General features: G+C 50.0%; 18 protein-coding genes. 10 read left to right on the top strand and 8 right to left on the bottom strand.

Translation table 11 applies throughout. The features are described from left to right. The first annotated feature begins 20 nt into the window (after window positions 1-20). Window positions 21-509, top strand: a complete 489-nt coding sequence (locus AC6I77_RS19370; RefSeq protein WP_003854327.1) for a DinB family protein — start codon at window positions 21-23, stop codon at window positions 507-509. A 294-nt stretch (window positions 510-803) separates the two neighbouring features. Here AC6I77_RS19370 and AC6I77_RS19365 read toward each other — a convergent pair whose 3' ends face one another. Continuing rightward, complete coding sequence (locus tag AC6I77_RS19365) at window positions 804-1,712, bottom strand: LysR substrate-binding domain-containing protein (RefSeq protein WP_105099597.1); 909 nt, start codon at window positions 1,710-1,712, stop codon at window positions 804-806. A 152-nt stretch (window positions 1,713-1,864) separates the two neighbouring features. Between AC6I77_RS19365 and AC6I77_RS19360 the strand changes: the two genes are divergently transcribed. The 3 genes from AC6I77_RS19360 to AC6I77_RS19350 are packed head-to-tail and all read left to right on the top strand — an operon-like array spanning window position 1,865 to window position 3,570. Beyond that, window positions 1,865-2,398: a hypothetical protein gene (locus AC6I77_RS19360; protein WP_003854331.1), complete on the top strand. Its 534-nt coding sequence runs from the start codon at window positions 1,865-1,867 to the stop codon at window positions 2,396-2,398. Between the two features lie 4 nt (window positions 2,399-2,402). Further along, window positions 2,403-2,729, top strand: a complete 327-nt coding sequence (locus tag AC6I77_RS19355; protein WP_105099599.1) for a hypothetical protein — start codon at window positions 2,403-2,405, stop codon at window positions 2,727-2,729. 13 nt (window positions 2,730-2,742) lie between these two features. Then, the gene (locus tag AC6I77_RS19350; protein WP_105099600.1) at window positions 2,743-3,570 is read left to right on the top strand and encodes an MBL fold metallo-hydrolase; all 828 of its coding nucleotides are present in this window, start codon (window positions 2,743-2,745) and stop codon (window positions 3,568-3,570) included. Window positions 3,571-3,780: 210 nt separating this feature from the next. Here AC6I77_RS19350 and AC6I77_RS19345 read toward each other — a convergent pair whose 3' ends face one another. The 4 genes from AC6I77_RS19345 to AC6I77_RS19330 are packed head-to-tail and all read right to left on the bottom strand — an operon-like array spanning window position 3,781 to window position 7,221. Then, on the bottom strand, window positions 3,781-4,632 hold the full coding sequence (locus AC6I77_RS19345; protein WP_003854336.1) for a metal ABC transporter permease: 852 nt from the start codon (window positions 4,630-4,632) through the stop codon (window positions 3,781-3,783). After that, on the bottom strand, window positions 4,632-5,492 hold the full coding sequence (sitC, locus tag AC6I77_RS19340; RefSeq protein ID WP_008924495.1) for an iron/manganese ABC transporter permease subunit SitC: 861 nt from the start codon (window positions 5,490-5,492) through the stop codon (window positions 4,632-4,634). Before sitC ends, AC6I77_RS19345 begins: the two co-directional genes overlap by 1 nt. 2 nt (window positions 5,493-5,494) lie before the next feature. Next, window positions 5,495-6,310, bottom strand: coding sequence for a manganese/iron ABC transporter ATP-binding protein (locus tag AC6I77_RS19335; RefSeq protein WP_008924494.1), 816 nt, complete (start codon window positions 6,308-6,310; stop codon window positions 5,495-5,497). Further along, a complete protein-coding gene (locus AC6I77_RS19330; protein ID WP_008924493.1) occupies window positions 6,307-7,221 on the bottom strand; it encodes a metal ABC transporter substrate-binding protein in 915 nt (304 codons plus the stop codon). The genes AC6I77_RS19335 and AC6I77_RS19330 overlap by 4 nt, the downstream gene beginning before the upstream one ends. A gap of 411 nt (window positions 7,222-7,632) precedes the next feature. Here AC6I77_RS19330 and AC6I77_RS19325 point away from each other — a divergent pair, with 411 nt between their 5' ends. The 4 genes from AC6I77_RS19325 (at window position 7,633) to AC6I77_RS19310 (ending at window position 9,364) form a co-directional block, all read left to right on the top strand. Beyond that, entirely contained in the window at window positions 7,633-7,959 is a 327-nt protein-coding gene (locus AC6I77_RS19325) for a hypothetical protein (protein ID WP_318251963.1), read from the top strand. 246 nt (window positions 7,960-8,205) lie between these two features. Then, entirely contained in the window at window positions 8,206-8,460 is a 255-nt protein-coding gene (ycgZ, locus tag AC6I77_RS19320; protein ID WP_140034269.1) for a regulatory protein YcgZ, read from the top strand. 195 nt (window positions 8,461-8,655) lie between these two features. Next, window positions 8,656-8,949 carry a hypothetical protein gene (locus tag AC6I77_RS19315; RefSeq protein ID WP_003848275.1) on the top strand — a complete coding sequence of 98 codons (294 nt, stop codon included), beginning with the start codon at window positions 8,656-8,658 and terminating at the stop codon, window positions 8,947-8,949. 160 nt (window positions 8,950-9,109) lie between these two features. Continuing rightward, entirely contained in the window at window positions 9,110-9,364 is a 255-nt protein-coding gene (locus AC6I77_RS19310; protein ID WP_003848273.1) for a biofilm/acid-resistance regulator YmgB/AriR, read from the top strand. A gap of 305 nt (window positions 9,365-9,669) precedes the next feature. Here the strand turns inward: AC6I77_RS19310 and AC6I77_RS19305 are convergent, their stop codons facing one another. Then, window positions 9,670-9,831 (bottom strand): hypothetical protein, encoded by a 162-nt coding sequence (locus tag AC6I77_RS19305; protein WP_497817236.1) that lies wholly within the window; start codon window positions 9,829-9,831, stop codon window positions 9,670-9,672. Window positions 9,832-9,836: 5 nt separating this feature from the next. Then, window positions 9,837-10,031, bottom strand: a complete 195-nt coding sequence (locus AC6I77_RS19300) for a hypothetical protein (protein ID WP_003848268.1) — start codon at window positions 10,029-10,031, stop codon at window positions 9,837-9,839. A 403-nt stretch (window positions 10,032-10,434) separates the two neighbouring features. Here AC6I77_RS19300 and AC6I77_RS19295 point away from each other — a divergent pair, with 403 nt between their 5' ends. After that, window positions 10,435-11,451, top strand: a complete 1,017-nt coding sequence (locus tag AC6I77_RS19295; protein ID WP_105099601.1) for a LacI family DNA-binding transcriptional regulator — start codon at window positions 10,435-10,437, stop codon at window positions 11,449-11,451. 115 nt (window positions 11,452-11,566) lie between these two features. Then, window positions 11,567-11,965, top strand: a complete 399-nt coding sequence (locus AC6I77_RS19290; protein ID WP_497817235.1) for a (R)-mandelonitrile lyase — start codon at window positions 11,567-11,569, stop codon at window positions 11,963-11,965. Between the two features lie 19 nt (window positions 11,966-11,984). Here AC6I77_RS19290 and AC6I77_RS19285 read toward each other — a convergent pair whose 3' ends face one another. After that, window positions 11,985-12,869 (bottom strand): LysR family transcriptional regulator, encoded by an 885-nt coding sequence (locus AC6I77_RS19285; RefSeq protein WP_033761324.1) that lies wholly within the window; start codon window positions 12,867-12,869, stop codon window positions 11,985-11,987. Between the last annotated feature and the right edge of the window lie 59 nt (window positions 12,870-12,928).

Genomic DNA, 12,928 nt, shown 5'->3' with positions numbered 1-12,928 from the left:
GGAAAATCACGGAAAAACTCATGGACAACACTTCGCTGGTTACACTCTTAAAATTTAAACGCTGGATTGATGCTGAAACGCTAAAGGTGATTAAAGGCATCAGTGAATCTGCCTATGCAGAAAAGCGTCATCTGATGCTTAGACTGATGAACCATATTTATGTGGTTGATATGATCTTTAGAGCAAATATTTCGGGGCATAAGCATGGCTACACTGCCCTCAACACCCCTGAAACACCCTCAGCAGATGAACTTGAAGTTAAAATGAACGACTGTATAAACTGGTATATCCAGCGCGTAAGTTCGATGTCTCCTGCCGATTTAAAAGAAACAATTAAGTTCAGCTTTGTCGATGGTAGTGAAGGAGAAATGACTGCTGCAGATATGATAAATCACATGCTCTTTCATGGTTCTTACCATCGCGGGGCGGTGGGCTGGTTAATTTCTGAGTGCAAGGGTACTCCGCCAAAAGATGTGCTGACAGTTTTCCTGAGAGATCATAATCACTGACAGATATTTTCTTCAGCTCTTTAACGATCTGGTGATTTCGATGGCCGCTTTGGCAGGAAGCCAGCCTTAATAACAATAATTTTTGGGTAAAGACGTTAGAAACAATGCTTAGAGTTTTCTCAACATTATGGCGGAATTGCCAGCATACAATCTGTTCAACAGCACAGACTTTATACCCACACTGCCTGTGCGAATCGCCGTTCCACAGCAAATGTTGATTATTAGATCGTTGATCTGGTACTCACATAACGTCTTCGCTGAGACCGGAGGTCCAAACTGAGCGGGAAGCGGACATCACCAAATTTTTGTGTTACTTGTGTGCGTATTCATTTCAGCCAGCAACCAGCGCTCAAAACTGTTTAGAGCTGGCTCACTTATATGCGTGTCCGTGGGTTTTATTAAACAGAATCTTTTGCTCAGGCTATCTGATGCAGGCCACGGTGAAACAAGTGTGCCGCAACTTAATTCATTCTCAATATACTTACGAGGAACTAATGCGACTCCCTGCCCCGCCATTACGGCCGCGATGGCCATTTCATGCAGATCGTACCGCGCCCCCTGCGCCGGGTTATCAAGCTCTATTCCACTCTCCTGCGCATAGCGATGCCATGCATCAGGATTCTGCCGCCGATGAATGCGCGGAAGTTTATTTAATTGCTGATTGACGTCATCATCAGTTAACAAAGCAGGATGGCAGACAGGCAGCAGATTTTCCTGAAACAGAAATTGCACACGCATACCTGCCCACGCGGAATGCTCAAAATGAATCACCGCATCATAACCACTGCCAGGCAAAATAAAAGGATCCGTTCTGGCGGCAATATTTAACGTTATTGCCGGAAACAATGCGTTGAAGCTGTTCAAACGGGGAATAAGCCAGCGGCTGGCAAAGGTCGGCAGGACGGCGATATCAAGGCTTTGACTGCCTTGTGGCAGGCCCAATATGTATTGCGTATCTCTTTCAAGGCGCTCAAGGATTTCACGCACGTGATGCGCGTAGCGCGCGCCGACCGGATTAAGTTTTACCCGGCTTCCCACACGGTCAAACAGTTTACAGTTCAGCAACGCTTCCAGGCGCGCAATCTGACGGCTAATCGCCCCTTCTGTTAAGGATAACTCTTCTGACGCCCGGGCAAAGTTTCCGTGTCGCGCTGCAGCATCAAAAGCCTGAAGCGACGCACTACTGGGTATTTTTCTGCGCATATAAAAGCTCTTTGCTCTTGCCTTTAGTGACTAAATATCACTGACACATGACATATTATCGATTTTAAGCGATTAAACCAGCTTGTAGCATGATGAAAAATCATTGAGCAAACCTGTTTGCTTGCGTTGATAACTCATGTGGAGATGGGCTGATGTTCTATACCGTAGAGTGTTCATATAACGATGCTGAAAGCGAGGCTGACTGGAATGCGTTTTACAGCCAACAAAAGTTACCCGCATTAATCTCTGTTACTGGCTTTACTACCTCTCAACGTTTTCGTGCTCTCAAATCTGGCTGCCCTGCTTATCTTGCTATTCACACCGTCAATGATGCGGAGGTGCTCAGCAGTGAGGAGTACCGTTTAAAAGGAGGCGGTAATTTCTCCCGCTGGCAGGCCTTCATTACTGACTGGCATCGTAACCTGTATGCCGGCGAAGGCCTGATCCCAGGGCTCTCTGCCGATGAGATTCTGCTTATCAGCACTAAGACAATTGACGTCCTGGAGACCGAGCTGGGCTATCACGGACTTGAAATGGATGCGGTGGCGCTGGATAAATCACCTTTACATCGCGTTATCTATGCCCTGCCTTATGAAATTGCTTCGCCCTTCATGGATATGCCCGGAGTGTACCTCTACGAGTCCCTTATTCCGCAATTGCAGAGCACTGAAAAAGGGATGCGATAACATCATGCCTAATCTGACTTTTTATTTTTCTGAAAACCACGCTGACCGGTTCAAAAATCTCTGCGATTTTACCGACGCATGCAGCGCCCTCTGCTGTGACATCCTCGGGGCAGACCGCGAAAATGTGCATATCATTTTTATTGTTGTAAAACCGGGCTGTGGGCAGCCGGTGTACGCCGAGCTCTTTTATCGGCTGACAACATTGAGAACCCCTGAAGTGATGGAGAATTTTATGCGAGAACTGGATATTGTCACCCAACACACCTCTGGTCTGACGGCCCGAATACGCTGCTTTGGCTCACAAGCAGAACACCTTTTCGCCCGCAACTGACCCCGAGGTCGTGATGATCAATCCTTTTCCGTTCCGCCAGGTTGGCGATTTTCAGATAACCGCGCTAAGTGACGGCACGATAAATGCCAGTCTGGAGCTGCTATCAGGTATTGAAAACGCTGATGCGGGCGCTATTCAGTACCGTGCCGGAATCGATAAACCCGGTGATATCCATATTAACTGTTACCTTATTCGCGGCCGTGGACGGGTGATGCTGGTTGATGCTGGCCCCGGCGCGCCGGGACACCTTATGGCAAATCTTGCTGCATTGGGCGTCCGCCCTGATGACGTGGATACCGTTTTATTAACGCACTGCCATCCGGATCATATTGGAGGCCTGCTCGATGCTGAAAAAGAGCCGGTTTTTAAATGCGCTGAAATTATTCTGCACCCTCTCGAAGCGCAGTACTGGCGGGATGATAAAAAACGCGAAATGGCGAATGAGCGCGGGCAGCGTAATTTTTTGCTGGTACGGCAAACCTTAAATGTTTATGCCCCAAACATCCGCTTTTTCAACGGTGGGAAAATAGCTGAAGAGATTCTTCCAGTATTTTTACCAGGCCACACGCCTGGGCATACCGGTTTTCGCATCGATTCCGGGAATGAGAGATTATTAATATGGGGCGATATTGTCCACTACCCGCATATTCAGTCAGCACAACCGGCTGTTTCAATTTTATTCGACGTCGATCCTGCTCAGGCCGGGGAGACACGTAAAAAAATAATGGAACAAGCGGTCAGCGAGAAACTGCTCATTGCAGGCATGCATTTAAATCAGGCAGGATTTGCCCGTGTTCACAGGGATGGGAGTACATACCGCATCTTCTATTCCGATGAATAAGCAGATATGCCTGAGGAGCACACCCATGTTTAAGACCGTTCAATATCACCAATGTCCGCTTCTGGCACAGGGTAGGTCGCCCCCAAAAGTTTCTCCAAAATAAAAAGTGACCTTATTCACATAAAGTCACTTCAGATAGATTTTAGCCTGATGAGAACGGGAAGCCTGCACTCAAATCAGTGCCTTACTCCTTTCTTCGTGGTCAGCATCTTACCCAGCCCGGCCGCCTTCGCGAAGTGTAAGACGTGCCAGCTGCCGGGATTTTCGCCCCGCTACCACCATCGCCACAACAAACACCAGCGCAAACAACACAACGATGGTTGGCGCTGGGGCGCTGTCGATAAAGAACGAGAGGTAAACCCCACTCAGCGACACCAACACCGAAACCACGACCGCCACCAGTAACGCATGCGAAAAACGACGGGTGAGAAGCACCGCAATAGCGCCAGGTGCTATCAGCAGAGAAATTGACAGGATAATCCCCACCGCTTTCAGCGTCGCCACAATGGTCAATGAAACCATGCAGAGCAGCCCGTAATGCAGCCAGCGCGCCGGTAAGCCAGAGACCTGAGCCTGCTGCGGATCGAAGCTGAACAACATGAAGTCACGCCACTTCACCGCAATCACCATTACGATGACCGCTGCGATAACAAATGTCTGAAAAATATCCGCGCCAGTAATGCCCAGCATGTCCCCAAACAGAATGTGATCGAGATGCACTTCAGGTTTCACGGCGATATACAGGATTAGCCCCACAGCGAACATGCCAGAGAAGACGATGCCCAGCACCGTATCCTGTTTGATACGGCTGTTGTCCTGCAAAAAACCGCTGGCGACAGCGCAGAAGAGACCCGCGACGAACGCGCCCACCCCCAGCGGCAGCCCCACCATCCAGGCGAGCACAATGCCGGGAAACACCGCATGGCTCATGGCATCGCCCATCAACGCCCAGCCTTTCAGCACCAGAAATACTGACAGCAACGAACAGGGGATGGCTACCACCAGCGCGATGAGTAACGCACTGTTCATAAAAGCGAACTGGAAAGGTTCTAAAATCCACATCAGCCAGGCTCCTCATCAGGTTGCTGGCAGCTGCGACGCCGGTTAGCCAGCAAGCCATGTTTCGGCGCAAACACAAACGCCAGCAGGAACAGCAACGTCTGCGCCACCACAATGATGCCGCCCGTTGCGCCATCTAAGTAGTAACTCACCCAGGCACCGAGGAAACTGGTGATGCTGCCAATCGCGACGGCAATCATCAGCAGACGCGGAAAGCGATCGGTGAGCAGCCACGCCGTTGCGCCCGGTGTTACCACCAGACAGATCACCAGGAACGCGCCGACCGTTTGCAGCGCCGCCACGGTTGAGACTGCCAGCAGCGTAAAAAACAGAACTTTCAGGCGTTCAGGCCGTAATCCGATGGCGCGTGCGTGATTTTCATCAAAAAAGGTGACCATCAGGTCTTTCCACTTAAACAGCAGTATGATGATCGACAGTCCGCCAATCAGCGCCAGCTGAAGGATATCCGCGGGCGCAATCGCCAGAATATTGCCCAGCACAATTGTCTGAATGTTCACGGCAGTCGGATTGAGCGACACCATAAACAGCCCGAGACCAAAGAATGAAGAGAAGATGAGACCGATGATCGCATCTTCTTTTAATCGGGTGCGCTGATTAAGCAGCAGCATGCTGCCCGCCGCCAGACCACCTGAGAGAAATGCCCCCAGCGCAAACGGCAGCCCCAGCATGTAAGCGCCTGCAACACCCGGCACGATAGAGTGAGAAAGGGCATCACCAATCAGCGACCAGCCTTTCAGCATGAGGTAGCAGGAGAGAAATGCGCAGAGTCCGCCAACCATAGCGGAGACCCACATCGCGTTGAGCATGTAGTGATAGCCAAAAGGCTCCAGTAGCAGTTCCATGGTCAGTTCCCATCTTCACGTGTCGTGCGAGGCGCAATAAAAGGCCGTTCGTCATCAGTGATGATCTGATCGTCCAGCCCTTTCACCATGACATGACGCAGTACGCCGCTGAATGCGCGCTCAAGGTTTGCGGCAGTAAAGGTGGTCCGGGTCGGGCCGCTGGCCAGAACAGTGCCTTTAACCATGACGGTGTAATCGCAGAACTCGGTAACGGACCCCAGATTATGTGTGGAAACCAGCATGGTCTTGCCTTCATCGCGCAACTCACCCAGCAGACTGATGATTCTGGCCTCTGTCTGAACGTCCACGCCGGTAAACGGCTCATCCAGCAGGATAACGCTGCCCTGCTGGGCAATGGCGCGTGCCAGGAATACCCTTTTCTTTTGCCCGCCAGAAAGCTCACCGATCTGACGATGGCGGTAGTCAAGCATATCGACCCGCGCCAGCGCCTCGCTGACAATCTGCTGGTCGTGCGGTTTAGGCCGGCGTAGCAGGCCCATATGACCGTAGCGCCCCATCATGACGACATCCTCAACCAGCACCGGAAAAGACCAATCCACGTCTTCCGACTGTGGCACATAGGCTACAAGACTTTTGCGCAGTGCCTGGCGCGTCGGCATACCCAGCACCGAGATGCTGCCGCTGGCAAGCCGGACAAAACCCATCAGCGCTTTAAACAACGTTGACTTACCTGAGCCATTCACGCCTACCAATGCCGCAATCGATCCGCCGGGTACGCGGAAACTGGCGCCATGCAATGCGGTGTGACCGTTACGATAGGTCACGGTGACATCAGAAACCACGATGGTATCGGTCATTTTGCTCTCTCCCCCGCTTTAATGCCCTTGACCAGTGTCTCTGTGGTGACGCTAAGCAGATCAAGATAAGTCGGCACCGGTCCCTGAGCGGTGCTCAGTGAGTCAACGTAGAGCACGCCACCGTAATACGCACCGGTTTCCCTGGCGACCTGTCGGGCGGGCTTATCCGATACCGTGCTTTCGCTGAACACCGCCGGAATTGCATTTTTTTTCACCTGATCAATGACGTTTCTTACCTGTTGCGGCGTGCCTTGCTGGTCAGCATTAACAGGCCAGAGATAGAGTTCTTTCATACCCAGATCACGTGCCAGATAGGAAAAAGCGCCTTCGCTGGTGACCATCCAGCGCTTATCCGCTGGAATCCCGGCAATCTGTTGCCGTAATGGATCCAGCGCTGCGGTGATTTTTTGCTTATAGGCTGCTGCGTTCTGACGATAGATATCCCCATTAGCGGGGTCATATTTCATCAGTGCGTCGCGAATGTTATCGACATAGATCAGTGCATTGTCCGGGGACATCCACGCGTGAGGATTTGGTTTTCCGTTGTAGGGCCCCTCGCTAATTCCCATTGGTTTTACACCAGCAGAGACCACGACTTCCGGAACACCATCCAGATGCTGGTAGAAGCGCTGAAACCAGCGTTCGAGATTCAGCCCATTTGCCATGATGAGCTGCGCACCCTGGGCACGCTTAATATCGCCGGGCGTAGGCTGATATTCATGTATCTCAGCACCCGGTTTAGTAATGGAAGTGACTTCAGCAGCCTCGCCCGCCACGTTTTTCGCCATGTCAGCAATGACCGTAAACGTTGTCACAACCTTAAATTTTTCTGCTGCATTACAACTGGCAGCCGTCACCAGAGTCAGCAAAGCACTCAGTAACAAGGTGGCTATTGGTTTTATTGTCGTCATCAGAGCGGTCTCCAGAGTTGATTAAGAAAAGAGCATAATTAGCATAGGCTATTCTTTATAGCACAGGCTATACCGTTGATGTAGCGCGTGGATGTGAAGTTTCTTCAGTTGTGAAGCCTGAATGTCAATTTCTGTAAGAAGTTGCTTTATTTTATTGATATACAATAATTTTTTTATTTCATGAACGCGTGCACAGTGAATTTATCTGGCGACTCTCTGCTTTTTCACGCCAGCAAAAATAAATGCAGAAGCGATTAACGTGTCAGGATAAAAGCAATCACCCTGCGCATTTAACAGAGGCAGGTGTATTAGCGAATTGCACAGGCATGACACATGCAACCCTCAACGATTAAAATAATATTATTGATAGGTAGAATTGATTAAGTTACGTGAATTTTTTTGCTACAGTTAATGTTACTCACCGCAATCACACAGGAGGATATTTTGTATTTTTCCAGCGACGAAAAAGCGAATGTCATCATTGGCGAAGCTGCAATGAACCTGTTTAATGCCGGTCAGGAAGTGAACGTTGAACTTTTGATTAATGAGCTAAAAGTGATGGCTGGATCTGAAGTTAATGATAATCGTCTTGAGCAGATACAGCATGCGCGTCAATGGCTGATGGGGTTCAAAACTATCGGTTCCCGCAGCACCAGCCCCGCGAACTGGTTATCAACAACATTTGGTAAAGAACCTGCTGACCCGCTCTCCGCGGATGACATTTTCCTGAAGCATTAACCTTACCCACGCCTGTTTACCGACCTGCCTGTACAGGTCGGAGCACTTTAGCAGTGAAAACCGTACAGGTATTTGGTACAATTTTCCCCTCACCACACACTCTCTTAACTTATTGATTTAAATCAATTAGCACTTTTTGCACAAAAAAACTAACCTCAAAAACCCAAAATTCTGTACAAGAATTCTAAAGATGTATAATTTGCACAACCTGTGTGCGATACATTTTAACCACCTGAGGACACCCACATGCGCCAGAACGGACAAGCCCCTGAAGCAATTGAAGCAATTAGCGATATTGCCCATTACTTCAATCAGGCTAACTCCCCTTCGCAACAGGAGACGCTGGGCTCAGTTGTTGTGGAAATTCTGCGTGCAGGGCATAGCCTGAGTCGTAAAGCGATTTGCAGTAAACTGTTGCGACGCCTTGAACTTGCCCCAACACCTGAAGAAGAGCGTCATCTGCACGAGCTCATTGCATTGCTTTTCCGTCGTGAAAGCTAATGCAAACACGGATTGATAGTCGCCAGTGATAGTCATTACAGTTTTTCAGGATGCCCGATTTAGTCACGCCGCCAGGATGGTTTACCCTAGTTAAAAAGCCCAGTACTGCCTTCCCGTATCAGGTGCATCTCTTCGCACCTGCAGAGAGATACGGACCCGCAGCATGGCCATTGATTCGCAATCAGAGAAGCCAGTATGTACAGAAGTGAAGATGAGAAACTGACAGATGTCATGATAGGTGAAGCCGTCCTGACATTACTCAAGTCAGACAAATCGGTATCCAGTAATGCCCTGATAGAACAGCTTGAACTCATGGCTGCGGATGCTGATGACAATGAAAAAGTGACCGTTATTCGCAAAGCCATCACTGAAGTCCGTAATGGCATGGTTGCTGCGCGCAAACGCGTTAAGGGTGACAGCGCTGAGCGTGATAATAAGTCACATCGCATGAACAGCGATGGCCCGCCCGATGGTTCGAAAAAACACTGATTGAAGGGTTAGATACCTGAATTACGCGGCTAGTTTAACCGAAGCGGCAGCCTGAAAAAGAAATGTTTTACGGCTGGTTGGGCAAAACGAAAACAGCGTCTACACTCGTTTTGACTATTCACATTGCTTCTGACTAATTTTCTTCAGAGAATGAAAAATCATGCAACACTCTTCATCAGATTCAACCATCATTGATTATTTTCGTAGCGAAGGCGATTTACTTGCTCCCGAAACAGAACTGCTGGGCGGTGTCATTCGTGACATTGTGGCCGACCAGGGGCGCGTAACGAATAAAGCGATTATCCTTTATTTGATTGCTGAACTTGAATGCACCTCCGATGTGGTCAGAATGGATGTGCTGCGTAAAACGCTGGAAATCGTTGTTGGCCGAACACCTGACGATACCGGCTTCTGATTCTCTGACCTGCGGTAACGCAGGTCAGGTTAACTGCTTGTCGAACCGCTAATTCTCATTCATTTCCCTGCGTCATTCTCCTTCTCCCTTCTCACGATTTTATTTCCCATAATCGACCTGTAAAAAGAGTGCGTCCAGTGATGTTGCAGGAACTTCATATTAATGATTACCGTTAAACCTATTTCCTGACGAAAATAAGCATTCCGAAAATAATAACGATAATAGAGCAGATTACCGCTTCAGTAATTAAACCCTTGCCATTTTCTCTGGCCAGCAATCTCAATAGCCTTTTTGATTTATATTTTTCAGAAGGTGAGAAAGCGTTTTATATGATCCTGAAGATCAAAACCAGGGGCAGCCATAATCATCAGAAAACGGATTTCGGGCACCTTATTCTCGCTGAAGTGAATCGATGCCGGTGAATGAACAGGCCAGGCGTCAGGGATGGCGCCAAAAACCGGCGCCATCAACCTCAATGCATCTTGCGGGTGAAAAAGGCTATCGCTTCCTGACACAGTGATTTAAGCCTGCTGTCACGGGTTTCTTCGCTCAGTCTGAACAGAGCGTCCGTAATATCGTGAAAATGAACTGGCTCTCCCGCCTTGATCAAATCACTAACTACCGCGCCAACCAGCGCACGGATTTCATTATCGTTGTCGTACTTCACACGACCTCCCGACGGTGTATGCATATACAGTCTATCACTAGCAGGAGGTAAAAAACAAAAAAGTGGTTTTTGTAAAAATATAAGCGAAGCGGCAAAGAGGTTACTATTTATACACTCACGGGATATTATCTTGCTTTATATTTGCCCGCTGTAACCCTTAACTTATAAATTGCTAAAATGGGGTTATGATCGCCGTAATCTAATTTCACTGTGACTGACCTTAACCAAAGCGCCCTATCCCGAAAACAGAATCCTGGCAGAATCTGATTATAAAAAATGTTCTCTCGAATCGCCGCAGGCTTGAGGGTCTGGAATATCCTGAACTGCGATTGTCAAATCACCATCCGAAAACAGCCCGCAGTGTGATAAAACTACTTTCATTCGCCGGCATCCCGAGTAGCACATGGCTAAATTTACCCTGAAACAGATTGCTGCCCAGTCGGGACTTAGCCTCGCAACCCTTGACCGTGCTCTCCATCAGCGCGGTAACGTTCATGCCCGAACGCTGCACCGAATTCAACAGGCAATAGCGGACCTGGAGTTGATGCAAAAGGCGGGGCTGGCAAAAGGCAGAACACTCTTTTTCGACGTGATCATGCATACGCCTGATCGCTTTCAGCCACTGATACGAGAAGCGCTCAGCAGTCAGATCGCCAGCTTTGCTGCCTTTAAAATTCAGCTGCGCTTCCACTTTGGTGCGAATCTTACGGCACAAGCGATTAACGCGCTGCTGAATAAAAAAGCGCTTTACAGCCACGGTGTCATTCTGAAAGCGGCCTGCTCTGGCGAGCTTAATCCCACTATTGAATTGATGCTGAAGCAGCGTATTCCGGTAGTCACCATGATGAGTGACTTACCCGACAGCGCGCGTCTGCGTTACATCGGCATGGACAACTTTGATGCTGGCAAGGTGGCAGCTTTTCTGATGTCAAAATGGTTGCGGGTTACTCGATCGCATATTGTGGCAGTGACCGGCAGTCACGATTTCATTGGTGAACAGGAAAGAATTCTGGGTTTTCAGCGAGCGATGCAACAGTTTGCGCCTCAGCATCAGGTGAGCGTGCTGGCTGGCGGGTATGGTATTGATGACAGGATGCATCAGTCAGTAACGGCGTTTTTGCGGAGCCATGCGGACGCGGATGCCGTTTACACCGTGGGCGGCGGTAATCCCGGCATACTGCGCGCGTTTGAAGAACAGAAGCGCCCTGTAAATGCGTTTATCGGTCACGATCTCGATCAGGAAAATTGCGACCTGCTTCAGGCAGGTAAAATTGATGCGCTGATTGAGCATAATTTACAGCTCGATGCGCTGCACGCCTTCCGAACCCTGCTGGCCTTTCATGGCTTTATACCCGAAACCGAACCGCCTGCACCCTACTCAAAAATCAATATTATCACCCGATATAACATGACGACCTGACATCTGCTCTGGCTATTAATAACGTCTGCTTATAGCCACATACGTGCTGAACAGGGTAATCAGGCACCGGCCAGGCGGTTACACTTAAGCTTTCCCTTAATAGCAGGAGTCAGTTATGAAAATTATTGCCAACGGATCGCAGCCTTCACGGAAAGGACCTGCAGAATATTTTACCGGCAGCGTTCGTATTGATGCCCCTTTCCAGGCAACCGAACCGGCCCGTGTGGGCGGTGCGACGGTGACCTTTGAGCCGGGCGCCCGCACTGTATGGCATACTCATCCACTGGGGCAGACCCTGATTATCACGCATGGACAAGGCTGGATTCAGTGTGAAGGTGAAGATATTCAGGTGATGAACGCCGGAGATATCGTCTGGATCCCGGAAAATGTGAAGCACTGGCATGGCGCAACGCCGGTCAATGCCATGACGCATATTGCTATCGCCGAGTCACTGAATGGCTCGCCGGTTGACTGGCTGGAGCAGGTCAGCGACCAGCAATACCAGCGCGACTAAACATAGCCGCTCACCCTGTTCAGAGCCTGACGTGATCGATTAGCGCCCTCATCTTGGGGGCCAGATTTTTGCGGCTGGGGAAATAAAGATAGAACCCGGCAAAACCGGGCAACCATTCATCCAGGATAGTAATGAGTTCGCCACGCGCGATGTAAGGCTGGAAAGTCTCTTCCATGCCAAAGCTGATGCCGCCTCCGGCGCAGGCGGTGCGAATCATCACCCCCATGTCGTTGGTGGTGAGCTGCGGATTGACGGCAACATCAAAATTACGCCCCTGCTCAGCGAACTCCCAACGATAAGGGGCTAATCCTGGGCCTTTTCGCCAGCCTATGCAGCGATGATTGACCAGTTCCTCGGGGTGTTGTGGTGTGCCTTCACGCGCGAGATAAGTGGGTGATGCCACCGCAACCTGACGTTGTGCGGTGGAGACAGGCACGGCAATCATATCCTGAGCAATCACCTCCCCCAGCCGTACACCCGCGTCATAGCCCTGCCCGACAATATCGAACTCCTCATCAGTAACGGTGATATCCAGCTCAACCTGCGGGTAAGCGGTGATAAAGCTCGCCAGCAGCTCTCCTCCCAGCATCCGCTCCGCAATTGATGAGATCGCCAGCCGAAGCTGACCGCGCGGCTCCGTGGCCAGTTCGGTGAGATCAGTGACGGCACGGTTAAGCTGGTTGATCGCCGGAGCCACCTCGGCATAGAGCCGTTGGCCAGCTTCGGTCAGCTGAACCGAACGCGTGGTGCGTTGCATCAGCGTGATATTAAGCCTGTCTTCCAGCCGTCGCAGACTCTGACTGATTGCCGGACGCGTGACGCCAAGCTTTTCTGCTGCGAGTCGAAAATTTCGGGTCTGCGCCACAATCACAAAGACTTCGAGAGCATTTTTATCGGCATTCATAGGTTAGATTGCGTTACCAGAGTGTGAAGTGTTTGGTGGATTATCTTTATAATCCAGCC

It is taken from the genome of Pantoea sp. X-Soil-ISGK-259 (assembly GCF_059730705.1).
The sequence above is the reverse complement of the archived record's forward strand: the minus strand, read 5'-3'. Positions and strand labels throughout refer to the sequence as shown.

Bases quoted from the DNA above. Each gene is read 5' to 3' on its own strand.
- AC6I77_RS19310 (WP_003848273.1), top strand. From the start codon at position 9,110: ATGCAACACTCTTCATCAGATTCAACCATCATTGATTATTTTCGTAGC.
- AC6I77_RS19315 (WP_003848275.1), top strand. From the start codon at position 8,656: ATGTACAGAAGTGAAGATGAGAAACTGACAGATGTCATGATAGGTGAA.
- AC6I77_RS19360 (WP_003854331.1), top strand. From the start codon at position 1,865: ATGTTCTATACCGTAGAGTGTTCATATAACGATGCTGAAAGCGAGGCT.
- AC6I77_RS19355 (WP_105099599.1), top strand. From the start codon at position 2,403: ATGCCTAATCTGACTTTTTATTTTTCTGAAAACCACGCTGACCGGTTC.
- AC6I77_RS19305 (WP_497817236.1), bottom strand. From the start codon at position 9,831: ATGGCGCCGGTTTTTGGCGCCATCCCTGACGCCTGGCCTGTTCATTCA.
- AC6I77_RS19325 (WP_318251963.1), top strand. From the start codon at position 7,633: ATGTTACTCACCGCAATCACACAGGAGGATATTTTGTATTTTTCCAGC.
- AC6I77_RS19370 (WP_003854327.1), top strand. From the start codon at position 21: ATGGACAACACTTCGCTGGTTACACTCTTAAAATTTAAACGCTGGATT.
- AC6I77_RS19335 (WP_008924494.1), bottom strand. From the start codon at position 6,310: ATGACCGATACCATCGTGGTTTCTGATGTCACCGTGACCTATCGTAAC.
- AC6I77_RS19345 (WP_003854336.1), bottom strand. From the start codon at position 4,632: ATGTGGATTTTAGAACCTTTCCAGTTCGCTTTTATGAACAGTGCGTTA.
- AC6I77_RS19290 (WP_497817235.1), top strand. From the start codon at position 11,567: ATGAAAATTATTGCCAACGGATCGCAGCCTTCACGGAAAGGACCTGCA.
- AC6I77_RS19285 (WP_033761324.1), bottom strand. From the start codon at position 12,869: ATGAATGCCGATAAAAATGCTCTCGAAGTCTTTGTGATTGTGGCGCAG.
- AC6I77_RS19295 (WP_105099601.1), top strand. From the start codon at position 10,435: ATGGCTAAATTTACCCTGAAACAGATTGCTGCCCAGTCGGGACTTAGC.
- ycgZ (WP_140034269.1), top strand. From the start codon at position 8,206: ATGCGCCAGAACGGACAAGCCCCTGAAGCAATTGAAGCAATTAGCGAT.
- sitC (WP_008924495.1), bottom strand. From the start codon at position 5,492: ATGGAACTGCTACTGGAGCCTTTTGGCTATCACTACATGCTCAACGCG.
- AC6I77_RS19365 (WP_105099597.1), bottom strand. From the start codon at position 1,712: ATGCGCAGAAAAATACCCAGTAGTGCGTCGCTTCAGGCTTTTGATGCT.
- AC6I77_RS19350 (WP_105099600.1), top strand. From the start codon at position 2,743: ATGATCAATCCTTTTCCGTTCCGCCAGGTTGGCGATTTTCAGATAACC.
- AC6I77_RS19330 (WP_008924493.1), bottom strand. From the start codon at position 7,221: ATGACGACAATAAAACCAATAGCCACCTTGTTACTGAGTGCTTTGCTG.